This is a genomic window from Gelidibacter sp., assembly GCF_035515035.1.
Taxonomy (GTDB): domain Bacteria; phylum Bacteroidota; class Bacteroidia; order Flavobacteriales; family Flavobacteriaceae; genus Gelidibacter.
The window spans coordinates 1-13,075 of record NZ_DATJCA010000020.1 but is presented as its reverse complement, the minus strand read 5'-3'; the positions used below and the strand labels follow the sequence as shown (position 1 = coordinate 13,075).

Annotated in this window: 10 protein-coding genes, 1 tRNA gene and 1 pseudogene; 4 read left to right on the top strand and 8 right to left on the bottom strand. The window is 37.1% G+C overall.

Features of this window, described 5'->3' with window-relative positions:
* Positions 1 to 353 precede the first annotated feature (353 nt).
* The 7 genes from VLZ86_RS01305 to VLZ86_RS01275 form a co-directional block, all read right to left on the bottom strand.
* Positions 354 to 2,501, bottom strand: a complete 2,148-nt coding sequence (locus VLZ86_RS01305) for a SurA N-terminal domain-containing protein (RefSeq protein ID WP_325447924.1) — start codon at positions 2,499 to 2,501, stop codon at positions 354 to 356.
* Between the two features lie 504 nt (positions 2,502 to 3,005).
* Complete coding sequence (locus VLZ86_RS01300) at positions 3,006 to 4,295, bottom strand: hemolysin family protein (RefSeq protein ID WP_325447922.1); 1,290 nt, start codon at positions 4,293 to 4,295, stop codon at positions 3,006 to 3,008.
* A gap of 3 nt (positions 4,296 to 4,298) precedes the next feature.
* Positions 4,299 to 4,487, bottom strand: coding sequence for a hypothetical protein (locus VLZ86_RS01295; protein WP_325447920.1), 189 nt, complete (start codon positions 4,485 to 4,487; stop codon positions 4,299 to 4,301).
* A gap of 142 nt (positions 4,488 to 4,629) precedes the next feature.
* Complete coding sequence (gene lptC, locus VLZ86_RS01290; RefSeq protein WP_325447918.1) at positions 4,630 to 5,196, bottom strand: LPS export ABC transporter periplasmic protein LptC; 567 nt, start codon at positions 5,194 to 5,196, stop codon at positions 4,630 to 4,632.
* Positions 5,197 to 6,579 carry a hypothetical protein gene (locus tag VLZ86_RS01285; protein ID WP_325447915.1) on the bottom strand — a complete coding sequence of 461 codons (1,383 nt, stop codon included), beginning with the start codon at positions 6,577 to 6,579 and terminating at the stop codon, positions 5,197 to 5,199. It lies immediately after the preceding gene.
* Between the two features lie 18 nt (positions 6,580 to 6,597).
* On the bottom strand, positions 6,598 to 7,905 hold the full coding sequence (locus VLZ86_RS01280; protein WP_325447913.1) for a hypothetical protein: 1,308 nt from the start codon (positions 7,903 to 7,905) through the stop codon (positions 6,598 to 6,600).
* A complete protein-coding gene (locus tag VLZ86_RS01275; protein WP_325447911.1) occupies positions 7,905 to 8,633 on the bottom strand; it encodes a type III pantothenate kinase in 729 nt (242 codons plus the stop codon). Before VLZ86_RS01275 ends, VLZ86_RS01280 begins: the two co-directional genes overlap by 1 nt.
* Before the next feature lie 102 nt (positions 8,634 to 8,735).
* Here VLZ86_RS01275 and VLZ86_RS01270 point away from each other — a divergent pair.
* Both VLZ86_RS01270 and VLZ86_RS01265 read left to right on the top strand, forming a co-directional pair.
* Positions 8,736 to 8,811, top strand: a tRNA-Phe gene (locus tag VLZ86_RS01270).
* A 188-nt stretch (positions 8,812 to 8,999) separates the two neighbouring features.
* On the top strand, positions 9,000 to 9,956 hold the full coding sequence (locus VLZ86_RS01265; RefSeq protein ID WP_325447909.1) for a glycosyltransferase family protein: 957 nt from the start codon (positions 9,000 to 9,002) through the stop codon (positions 9,954 to 9,956).
* A 200-nt stretch (positions 9,957 to 10,156) separates the two neighbouring features.
* Here VLZ86_RS01265 and VLZ86_RS01260 read toward each other — a convergent pair whose 3' ends face one another.
* Positions 10,157 to 11,476 carry an MATE family efflux transporter gene (locus tag VLZ86_RS01260; protein WP_325447907.1) on the bottom strand — a complete coding sequence of 440 codons (1,320 nt, stop codon included), beginning with the start codon at positions 11,474 to 11,476 and terminating at the stop codon, positions 10,157 to 10,159.
* 181 nt (positions 11,477 to 11,657) lie between these two features.
* On the opposite strand from VLZ86_RS01260, the gene VLZ86_RS01255 reads away from it, so the two are divergent.
* Entirely contained in the window at positions 11,658 to 12,344 is a 687-nt protein-coding gene (locus VLZ86_RS01255; protein WP_325447905.1) for a response regulator transcription factor, read from the top strand.
* A gap of 189 nt (positions 12,345 to 12,533) precedes the next feature.
* Positions 12,534 to 13,075: pseudogene (locus VLZ86_RS01250) on the top strand (two-component sensor histidine kinase); the annotation flags it as partial.

The window sequence follows — 13,075 nt, the reverse complement described above, 5'->3', positions numbered from 1 at the left end:
GTATTAGTCCAATTATCGACTCCTAAGAATCCGAGTAATCAGTGAAATTCGTGTCCAAAAATGAATTTCGACGAACCGTGGCCTATTGAAGGCTCAAGTTTAATTGTAAATCTTGATTTAGTATTAGTGTAACTATCGACTCCTAAGAATCCGTGTAATCCGTGAAATTCGTGTCTGAAAAAAGAAATAAGAATTCAGACGAAAGTCAGGACGTCTTGAATACTCTATTTCGTGTTTGTGAAATAATCGACTTCCAAAAACCTGTGTAATCCGTAGTCCCAATATCGGGATATGTCCAAAAAAAAGGAGGTCCTAAAATTTAAGACCTCCTATTTGTATGTATTTAAAAACTACTAATAAAATGTAGCTCTGTTGTCAACAATATCTGCAGCCTCTTTTAAAGCTTCATAAGCCTTAGATTGCGCAGCATTTAATCTTGAGCTGTTCAAACGATTAGCAATGGCTTGGTAATTATCCAATTTTGGAGCCGCTGTCTTTTTGGTCACTTCAACCATAAATACACCTTTATTACCATCAATCAATTTAGACGTCTCACCTTCTTTCAAACCAAACGCTATGCCTACAACTTTAGGCTCTAAACCAGCACCTGATAAGGTTGGGTTTTTCATACTTACGCCGTTGGCAGTTGATACCGCTACATTTTGACTTTGCGCTATAGCGTCAACGGTAGAACCAGAAATTTTCTCACGGATCATTTTCGCCTTTTTCTCTTTTCTGATCTCTGGAATAACAATCGCTGAGGCAGCCTCAGGAGTCATCAATCCTTTTTGGTTGACACCAGTGACCTGAACAACGGCATAGCCGATACCAGGAATTGAAAAACGCTTATAATCCCCTACTTTCGTTCCCTTTTCAAAAGCCCATCGTACAATAGATCTTTGGCTTCCCAGTCCAGGAATGTTTTCATCAAGTTCCTTGATATTATTAACGGGCTTCACCTCTACACCGTTTTCTTTTGCTACATCTTGAAAATCATTTTTCTGAAGGGCAATTTCAAATTTAGAAGTTCTGTTGAACACATCATCAATCGTGTTTTCAGAAGGTTCGATCTTTTGAGCAAGCGTGGCAACTTTAACCATACGCTTCTTAGCTTTTTGATCTAAGATTTCAATCACGTGGAAACCAAAATCAGTTTTCACAACCCCCATATCCCCTTTATTGTTTTCAAAAGTATAATCTCTAAACTCAGGCACCATGGAATTATATTCGTACCAATCTAGAACACCTTCTTTCTCATTACTAACTTTATCGATAGAGAAATCTAATAAATCGACAAACTTAGAACGGTCTCTTTTAATGATATTCAACAAACTATCAGCAGTTGCTTTCGCTTGTTCTTCAGTTTGGGTGGTTTCCATATCAGCTGCACGGGATCCTATAAAAGGAATCAAGATATGTCTTGATTTCACTGAATCCGGCATAAACTTTTCCTCAACCACCTTAGTGATTTTAAACATCCCATTGTCTTTGTATGGACCGTAATACTGACCAACACTCAAGTTGAATATACTGTCTTGCGCCACATCTGGCAAACTTGATTTTGTCACAAAACTATTGGTGTACTTAATATCTGAGTTGGCGTTAATAAAGCCTTCAATATCCTTAGTAGCTTTCAAGCCCACAACGGTATCCGTCAATTTAGAAACTTCATTATACTCTACTCTTGTATTTAACAAGGCAGCAACATTATCTCTAACTGCTTTTTCATCTTCTAAAGATGCAGCTTCCTGAAATTGTACAAAATTAATATCTCTTGAAGCTTCAACTTCAAATTTCTTTTTGTGTTTACTGATATAATCTGAAATCTCCGATTTGGAAACTTTTACCAAGCTGTCGGAAATTGACGTGTAAGGCACATTTACAAATTTCAGGTCAACCGTGGCACTTTCCATGTTATATTCTACTTCCGCTTCAGAAAGTGTCGCACCAACACCTGCTTTAACCAAATTAAAATAAGTTTGTTCTTGCGCACTAACGGCAATAGCAATCTCATTATTAACCCACTCGTTATAATTAATCTGGAAATTCCCTAACTGAGCTCTCTCTGGGGAGATAGCTTTTAAATTAGCTATAAATTCATTTAATCTGTTCTCGTCAAAAATTCCAGCTTCATTTGTGAATTCTGGAAACTCTGCAAAGTTATTTCTCAAAAGGTTTCTCATTTGATCCTTTTCAACAGATAGCCCCAATCCTTCAAACTGGTTCTCCATTACAGCGCGTCTTACCTCCTGCTCCCAAACCCTGTTCATGGTTTGCGTTGTAGTGCTGTTTGGACCCATTTGACGCTGCATGTTCTCCACACGGCTCATAAAGTCCTCACGATTGATGTCATTGCCGTTAATAGTGGCGATGGTATCTTGTGAGTCTCCAAAAGCACTACTGTTCTGAAATAAATCAGAAAGCACAAAAGCGAACAACGCCAATGCGATAATTACAATGAGGAAAATAGAACGTTGTCTAATTTTATTTAAAACTGCCATTTTATTGTATAAGTTAGAAAATATAAGTGCGCGAAAATACCATTTTCTATCAAATAATAAAAGTAGAAGGCCATTTTATTAAATTAATCTTGAATTGTTTGTGATTGATTCCCGATGTAACTCGGAATATCCTGAAGAAAGGGGATGTTTTTGAACGTGCGATTCCTGAAAAACCTGTTATCCAGAGTTCTTAGAAAAGGAATGAGGCGAGGGGTCATGGAGAATTATCGATTGAAATATGAAAACTTCGGTCTGTTGTTTGGCTGTACCTCAAGCCTAAAAGCTATAACACAAAGGTCACAAAGAAAACACATTGATTCAAAGAGAAGCTATTAGGCCAACTTCACTAAATCTTCAGACAACTTGGAATCTAAAATCTTGTATTTCAAACTGAATTCCTTGCTAAATACAACAAAGCATCAGAAAACTTTGAATCTCAAACTTTGAATCCTATACCGAGCACTGTCCACTGCCTACTGAACACTGCCTACTGCCTACTGAACCCTAATCCTCATCAAGCACCTTAAGCGCTACCAGATCAATCTTTGTCGTGGAGACCTCCAAAATCGTAAAAAGATAGTTTTCTATTTGAATCTGGTCATTTACATGGGGAATCTCTTCGGTTTCGTCAACAATCAACCCACCTAAAGTTTCATAATTTTCACCTTCCGGAAGGTCCAACTTATACGCTTCATTGATATAATCGACTTCCAAACGGGCTGAAAACTTATAATTGTTCTCATCTATTTTTTCCTCAATCAACTCCATGGTATCATGTTCATCCTCAATCTCTCCAAACAATTCCTCAATAATGTCTTCCACGGTTATAATTCCTGAAGTCCCACCATATTCGTCAATGACCACCGAAATACTTTTTCGTTTTTTAGTCAGAACGTTCAACACATCTTTGACCAACATGGTTTCTGGCACAAACTCCACTCCCCTCACTACAGATTTGATGTCTTTTGGCTTTTTAAACAGTTCAAAGGAATGGACATATCCTACAATATCATCCACTGAATCTTTATACACTAAAATCTTGGATAAACCGGAGGATGTGAACAGAGCTCTTATATTTTTGATGGGGTCATTAATATCCACGGCAATGATTTCGGTACGGGGCAACATGACCTCCCTAGCTTTTACTTCAGAAAAATCGAGTGCATTCTGGAAAATCTGAATCTCACTATCCACCTCATCATGTTCTTCTACAGATTCCATTTGTTCACTAATATAGTTTCCCAATTCCACCTTGGTCATGACCAATTGTACATCCTCTTTCCCTGTTTTAAAGAAGCGTTTGAGAATCATATTAGAAATCCAAATTACAAAATCAGACACCCAAGAGAATAATCCATAAAAAAAGTATGCAGGCACTGCAAAGATTTTAAGGAGGGAATTGGCATAAATCTGAAAGAATACTTTAGGAAGAAATTCGGCAGTAATCAATATCAATAATGTTGAAATGACCGTTTGGGTGAGCAAACTCAGATCAGTCAATAAATAATTCAAAAAACCGTAATCCGTAGGTAAAATAGCTTGGAACCAATTTACCAATTTATCACCCATTAAAAAGCCGTAGACCACCAAAGCTATATTGTTGCCAATAAGCATCGTAGCAATAAACTTGGAGGGTTTAGCGGTAAGTTTTGTGAGGGTTTTGGCTAAAAAATCATTTTGCTTTTTGGCAATTTCTATGTGAATTTTATTCGAAGACACATAGGCAATTTCCATACCTGAAAAAAAAGCCGATAAAATAAGTGACAGGATAATGATAAGCGCATTACTGTCCATAAATTACTGGTTATTGTTCATTTTCTTTCTGAAATGCTTTTTGAAGAAATACATTCCAACCGCCAGAATGGCGAATACTAACAGCATAATCGCTTTCCCGTTATCTTCATTCCACCATCTTACCGACTCGTATATAAAAAATACAGCGATGAATAAGTAAGCGTATTGAATAACTTTATGAATAGTTTGCATGTGTCAATTTAATTTAGGGACAAAGATAATCAATTATTTATCTGAAGATGTAATTAAAGTTTTTTTGAAACCCACTAATTTGTGATCAATTTGAATGGAATAGGCAGGCTTAAAAGTAATAAAGTCACTCGTAGGTGAAAACTTAGAGAGACGTATCGTCATCCAAATACACCGTACTGGTCACTTCACTAATACCAAAACTGGTAAAATCACGGTTAGAATCAAAAGCATTACCGGTAACTATTTTGGTAGGCGACACATATCTTACGGGTTGATTTGAAAACACCCAATCGCGTTTTTGGTCATAAAATAACTGTTTTGCGAAAATACTGTCCTTTGTTTCGGTAGTAATAAGAACGTTCCCTCTCAAATCAATCAAGTCGGTATTGTTATAGACAATAGCGTAATCGGCAACGATGATGCTCTTTTTATTGCCTTCATCAAAAATGTGAAGGGTAACGCCATCAGGAAATTCATTATAGGAAAATTCCCTATTGGAAAAATCAAGCATTTTAGGACTGATCAAATTTGCTTTCAAGCGTCCAGAATCGGTGTACTTGAGATTCATATCTTCTGCAACACCAATAGGTTCATTTTGTCGAACACCTATTTGCTGTACTTCCTTAAAGTTGTTTTTACATGAAAAAAACATAGTCACAGCAAACGCTGTGACTATGTAGAATAAATTATATGATGATTTATAGTTCATTTATATTTTTGGAACGGTAACACTTAACCCAATCCAGCATCCAATTCTAATAGTTTCCCCACCATTTCCGGCAGTAAAAATATCAGCTCTTTGAGGCGCTTTCCCGTCATAACTAGCTGCCAAACCTTCAGCATATGATCTTAAGTTAGCATCCACTCTACCCGCTTTTCTGGCTTCACTAGCTGCCAACCAGAATACTGCTCTTTTGTTAAAGGTGGTGTCTCCACAATTGTTTGCACTGGCCGCATACATATGGGCAATTTCAATATGTGCTCTACCATTAGACGGATTCAATTCCACTGATTTTTGGTAATAATTTCTAGCGGCACCATAGTTGCCTTGAGATTTTAAACTATTGCCAAAACGCATGGCCAATCTTGATTTTTTCAATGGATCTTTTTCAAGATCATAAGATTGATCCAAATATGGTTTTGCTTCTCTTTCCTTACCTTGCTTCATCAATAAATTGTAAACAAAGAATTTCGTATCGGCAGAAGGTGATGACTCATCATAAGCCTTAACCAATTTGGTGTATAGTGGATCATCAGTACATTCTTTATTATACATTCTGCTTACCGCACGTTTCAACCAATCTGCGTCAGTTTGAAACTTTTCAAAATCTCTTGTGTACAATGGAATCAATACTTCACAATTCGCCAATATTCCAAGTTTGCTATCAATACTGCTTGAGATCTTTGCATAGTTCTCCAAGTAGTTTTCATATTGTTTTTTAAACTGGGCTTCCTTTTTGTCTAATTCCTTTCCTGCTTCTTCTTTTTCAACAAGAGGGTTCAACTTTTCAGTGTAATTATCAATCTCTTGATTGATTTTGTCCGTGACATCGTCATACTTATTAAAAACGTCCAAAACCTCTACTTCTTTGGCAGTATGCATATCAACTATAGTAGAAAAATAAGCATATAACCCTTTTGGATTGGTGAAACTTTCTGGTGATGTTTTATAAAGTTCGTCAAAGGTATCATAGATTTGTTTGTTGCTATAACCCAACGCCTCCTTGTAATCCAATTTTAACATCGCTTTATCTTGAAGATTGCCTCCTGCGGTGAATTTGTCTGGAAAGTTGGCAAGGCCTTCGTCCCAAAGTTTCATCAAATCATTGATGTAATTCACTTTCTCAGCTCCAGACGCATTTTCAATTTTATCCTTTAAAATTCTATCCCCATAAAAATAAATGGCGTAGTTAAATTTTGGGCATTTGTCCCGAAGCTTCATAAATGGCTCATATGCTTCGTTATATTTTTTGTTTTTCGAATAGTCGCTCATCATGGTCAGGTTAAGCATGCATTCCTCGTCTTGCTGAGCAAAACTCACATTAAACCCCATGAACAAAGCAAGAAGTAATAAAGTAAATCGTGTTTTCATCGTATTAAATTTATTCTGTTAGTTATATTTTCTTTTATTGAACCATCGATCGTTTAAAGATAAACTAATTTGCAAATTCATAAAATTTTCTTGAATTAAATTTGCTTTCGTAGTTCCCTTTTTCCCAAACTCAAAACCAATATTCGCATTTGAGAAGAAGTCTGCTCCAACTGGTAACCCAATCCCAAAAGATATGCCAAACTCATTAATGGTTTCATTATTTATTTCAAGGCCAGTGTTTTCAAAGCGCACACCAGCTCTATAAACTATTCGTTTCCAGTAACTTGAAAAGGATTTGAAGTCGGGAATATAAAACCCTCCAACGGCGATTGAAGATGCATCAACAAACTCAGCATTGCCTATGGTAAAGATGGGATTATCAAATTCGCTGGTTTTCTGAAAGGTATATTCGCCACCGGCAAACCATTTTTGAGGCACGCCAATACCTGCTCCAAAAGCGATTTGTGACGGTAAGGTCAAATCAGTCGTCCTAAGATTCTGCGCTTCCAAATCCGCTTCAACCGTGTTGATGGTTGCTTCTTGACCTGAAAAAGGATCCACCACGACAGTAGAGAAGAAGCGCTCATTATCAGAATTTATATTACTTTTTGGCATATAGGTCAGCGCGGTCGTCAACTGAAGCTTATTGGTAATCATGGTTTTGTAGTTCATTCCAAAATTAAGATTGATACCGCTCAAATTTGAACGATTATTCTCTCTGGAATGGTATTGCAATGGCGTTCCGTCTTGGTATCTAAATTGGAGCGCACTATTTTGAATGTTCCCAAAATTATAGCTCGCATCAACACCAATACCCAGTTTAGGCGTGATTTGGTAGCCCAATCCTACAAATGCTTTATTTAGGCCACCTTGACCTCTAAAGCGCTGGTCTAAATTGCCATCTGCATTGGATGACTCCAACTTATAACCTACTGAGGTATAAGGGACCAACCCAAAACCTAATCCAAATTTTCCAATTGGTACAGCAAGGGCCATATAATCAAAAGTGGTGGCGTTGGCGGTTTGACTATCATCATCTGTTTTCAGATTTAAATTGCTTGAGCTTCCACCCACTGTAAATTTAACAGGCCTATTTTCATTGTTCCATACCTTAAGGTTATTACCAGCATAACCAGATGGATTTCGGAAATTGACGTGGATGCTGTCCGTAAAAATACTTAAGCCGCCCATACTTCTGTTTTCCACTGTCCCTTTAAATTTTAAACTTCCAATACCGTAAAAAGAATAAGGAGATGCTGAGCCGTCTTGCGCTTGCGCTTGAAATGCGAAAACGACGATGAAAACTATTACAAGTTTTTTTATCATTAGTGTGAATTATATTCTAAAATAAAGTTCAAACCTTCTAAAAGAAAATTCGAGTTGGCAAATATGCTATTTTTTAATTGCTTTGACAAGAAATTGGCGTCACCTCCTGTTAAAATAACTGTTAAATCTGAATACTCTTCTTGATATTCATCAATAACGCCATCCATTTCCTTGATTATCCCGTTCACTACACCAGAATGAATTGCCGCTGTAGTACTGTCGCCAGTCAGGGATTTTGGCATCGCCGTATCTAATAACGGGAGATTTGCCGTGAAATTATGTAAACTCTTGTAACGCAATCGGATTCCAGGAGAAATAGCACCTCCCAAATAATCGTTTTGTTGCGTTATAAAATCATAAGTAATGCAACTACCCGCATCAATGATCAAAACATTCTCATTTGGATGCTGCTTTACTGATGCTGCAACAAGCGCCATTCTATCTACGCCCATAGTAGTGGGTGATGTATAGTGGTTTTGAAATGGGAATTTTAAATTGGAATCTAAAAGGAGCAGATTGTACTGATTTTCGAGGTCGACGATCACCTCTTTTGGCAGTCTCGCCACCGATGCGAGGATGCATTTCTTTATTTTAGGGTAGATATTTGAAATTTTTTTCAGGGTTTTTTCAAACTCAGAAAGTTCCACAATAAACTTTTCTAAAAGTTCATCTTCTTGAAAAACAGCAAATTTGACAAACGTATTGCCAACATCAACAATTAAATTCATAACTTAATTCTAAGCTGCAAATTTACAAAAGCAATTTTTATATCTTTTAGTTTTGCGAATAATAAAAATGCTTCTATATTTGCAACCTCATTAAACGAGACTGGTGCCTTAGCTCAGTTGGTAGAGCAAAGGACTGAAAATCCTTGTGTCCCTGGTTCGATTCCTGGAGGCACCACCATCAAAAACCCGAACAGATGTTCGGGTTTTTTGGTTTTTAAGCTTTCTTCTCTTTTTGAAAAGCCATATCTTTCGATCATAAATTTCCAATCCTAAATCAAAATTTTAAGTTTACAATCTTCAGGTTTCATAGGCACATAAAACCTGTGTTACATTGAAAAATCACAAATAAATAAGTAATTTCACACAATGAAAATCACAGTAATCAGTTATGATTTTTGGCAATACGACGAACATATCGTGGACGAATTGCGGAAATTGGGCGTAGATGCCCATCATATCAATATTGGCGCCTATACCCACAAAAATACCGCCGCCAAAGTGCAAAATGCGCTTTCTAAAGCTTTCTTAAATAAAAACTTAAAAAATATCGGTAGGCAAAATTTGATCTTAACCGAATTAAAAAAACTTGGAAAACAGGACCAAATCTTAGTCATCAATCCCGAATCAATTGCTGCGGAATATCACGAAGAAATCAGGAAGTTCACGCCAAGATATATTGCCTATCTGTACGATAGTTTAGCACGCTGTCCGGCAGAACATCTCCTCCATTTTTTCGATAAAGTCTTTTCCTTTGACAAAACTGACGTTAAAAATCATGGTTATCAATTGATCACCAATTACAACTATCTCCCAGAAATCAGTGTCCAAGAAAACCCTAAATTCGATTTGGTATATCTCGCCTCCTTTGATGAGCGAATCACCCTTGCAAAAGACATTGCAGAGAAAATTAGCGTATTTAATAAAACATATCATTATTTGATAGTTGGAAACAGCTCCTGGAAAAAGAAATATTTTGGATCCAAAAATCCTAATTGGTCTTTTACCAGTAAAAGATTAAATCATGAAAACATCCCAAAATTTTACTCGGAAGGAAAGGTTATTTTAGATTTGGTGAGGAAAAATCAAGATGGTCTGAGTTTTAGGATTTTTGAAGCGATGGCTTTGAAAAAGAAAATCATCACCAATAATGACACCATAAAAGATTACACTTTCTACAAGCCCGAAAATATTTTAATTTTAAATGCGGACTTTTCAAATTTAAATAAATCTTTTTTTGAAACAGATTATCAGGAATTAAAGCCAGAAATTTATAACGAATACACGCTGAAAAATTGGGTGGAAATTGTTTTTAACCTTAAATAAAAATATGCTTATCTGTATAGTGTCCTCACACATTTAACGGATTTCAGAGTATATAAGTGTTTAAAAGTTGTCTTTTTGTGAAAATTGAATAGTTAAGCTTTTATTTCATATCGTCAATTAATCAACTCCCCAAAAATTTTAAATAGAATGCTATAAAAAGAGTAATAATGACTTTAAGAATAGGTCTGTAATATTAAGTGTCACTCTAGCATTCGCAACACTTTCGGATAATAAAGCCCCAAGGCAAAACCCCTTACCACCACATAAAAGATAAAAGCCAACCATAAACCCGTATTGCCATAGTTGTTCACCAAAATAAGTCCCAGACCAATAAAGGCAATCAAAGACAGGATCGTGGCATTTCGCATTTCCTTACTTCGGGTCACCCCAATAAAAACACCATCCAACTGGAACGCTATAAAAGAAAACAAGATATAGAACACGGCATAATTCTTATAATTGGAAGCTATGGTTTGCACTTGAAGATCCTTGGTCAATAATGGAATTAGCGCATTACTGCTTAAAAATACGATGAGCGCAAGGAACACTGCAGTGCCACCTGCCAAAACCGTCGATTGCTTGACCTGAAGCATGAAAAGCGATTTGTTTTTAGCGCCAAAAGCTTTCCCCGCCAGCATTTCTACCACATGTGCGTAGCCATCCAAAAAGAACGCCGATAGCGTTACAAATTGCAGTAACACATGATTGGCGGCAAGCGTATGGTCCCCAAATTTTGCGCCTTGGTTGGCAAACCAAGCAAAACCACTCAATAATGCCAAGGTGCGAATCATAATATCCGAATTCACCTTAAATAAGGCGATTAACTTAGTCATGTCAAAAATTTGAGTTTTCAATTCCCGAACCCGTTCCCAAGGTCGGGTAATTTCGAGCCTTTTAAACACGATATATCCCGCAAAAAACAAAGTCAACCATTCCGCCAAAACGGTTCCCAAGGCGATGCCCTTCACTCCCATTCCGAAACCAACCACAAATGTGACATTAAACGCAATATTTAAACCGTTTAGAAACAGCTGTACCCAAAGTAATCGCTTGGTCCACCCCATCCCGATGAGCGTTCCCAAAAGCGAAAAGGTAATCAAAGTGGCAGGTGCACCCCAGATACGAATGTAGAAATAATCTTTGACCAACTCCTTGATTTCATCACTTGCACTCAGTAAATACACCGATAGTTCGCCAATTAATTTCTGTAAAATAACCAGCAACAAACCAATGGCTGCTCCAAGAAAAACAGACCGGTATACCAAAGCGTGAAGCTCATCATTATCTTCTGCGCCTGAAGCTTGGGCAATAAACCCGGTGGTCCCCATTCTCAAAAAGCCAAATCCCCAATACACAAAACTAAAAATCAGCGCGGCTAAGGCAATGGCACCCAAATCGGAAGCAGATGCGGTTTGACCTATCGCAGCAGTATCTACCAATCCCAATAAGGGCACGGAGGCATTGGCAATGATGATAGGGATTGCCAATTTGATAATATAGAGGTAATTGTTTTTTTTCATTAAGGAAATGGTAGTGGATAAAAAATACATCCGATTTAAACCTCAGCAAACCTACTTAACTTTTTAGGAAACACTTTAAAGAATTTTGATTTTTTGAGTCGATATTGTCCTATGAATTATAATGAATAAGTATTAATTTGTTTCGATGTTAAAGCACAAATGAATTTGTAAATTTGTTACGATGAGGATTTTAATTATAGAAGACGATTTACGTGTTGCCGAACTTTTGCAAAGAGGATTGGAAGAACACGGTTTTACGACAACCTTGGCTTATGATGGCATTTCAGGCAAAAAATTGGTATTGCAAAACGATTACGACCTCATCATCACCGATATCATCCTGCCTAAAATGGACGGCATTGATTTGTGCAAATCCATCAGACAGTCCAAACCCAATATGCCCATCATCATGTTGACCGCGTTGGGCACCACCGATGATAAAGTGGATGGTTTTGATGCTGGCGCCGATGACTATTTGGTCAAGCCCTTTGAAATGCGCGAACTCATAGCACGAATCCGAGCATTGCTCAACAGACGTGCTAATAGCAATAACAATTCCATCACCATTCTCAATTATGCCGATCTTGAAATGAATCTGCATACTAAAATGGTCAAGCGGAATGAGCAGGATATCCATTTAACGCCTAAAGAATTTAAGCTATTGGAATACATGCTCCAAAATCCCGAGCGTGTGCTATCCCGTACTGAAATTGCCGAAAAAGTCTGGGATACGCATTTTGATACGGGAACAAATTTCATCGATGTTTACATCAATTATTTACGCCGGAAAATAGACCGGGAATTTGAACACAAACTCATCCACACCAAACCCGGAATGGGTTTCGTATTGAAACGGGAAGACAGTTGATTTTTTTTAAAACAGACTGAAAGTCTGTTTGTTTCGTGAAATAGATAGTATTCCGCTGTAAGGAAACGCATGTATTCGCGCTAATTAGTGAAATTCGTGTCTAAAATTTTCCTAAAATTGAGCGATATACACTAAATAAGTCTTATTCTATAGGAGACAAATAAACACTTCTAATTTTTAATCAGTATTTTGAAAACCAGAACACGACTCGCCCTATTATTTACACTCATCACTGCTACCATTCTATTTGCGTTTGCGGCTGTGATTTATTATTCCACTCAGGAAAGTCGCGAACGTGAATTTTATGCACTGCTTAAAAAAGAAGCGGTCACAAAAGCCAATTTATTTTTTAATGCGAAAGTCAATCCACAGACCCTACAAGATATTTACCGTAGTAATCGACAAGTTTTAAACGAAGTTGAAGTGGCCATTTACGATCAGGGATTCAATTTGTTGTACCATGATGCCGTTGATATCGATTTGGTCAAGGAAACCAAACCGATGATTGACGACATCTATAAAAAAGGCGAAATCAAATTTTATCAAGAAGGTTGGCAAGTGGTGGGACTGCGATTTGAGTTTGAAGACCACCAGTATATTGTTACCGCTACTTCGTATGACCAATACGGCTATAACAAATTGAACAGCTTACTTAAAACGAGCATTTTTGTTTTCGTTATTTCCATTGTTTTTATTTATATCGCTGGGGTTTTCTTTTCAAAAAAAGCATT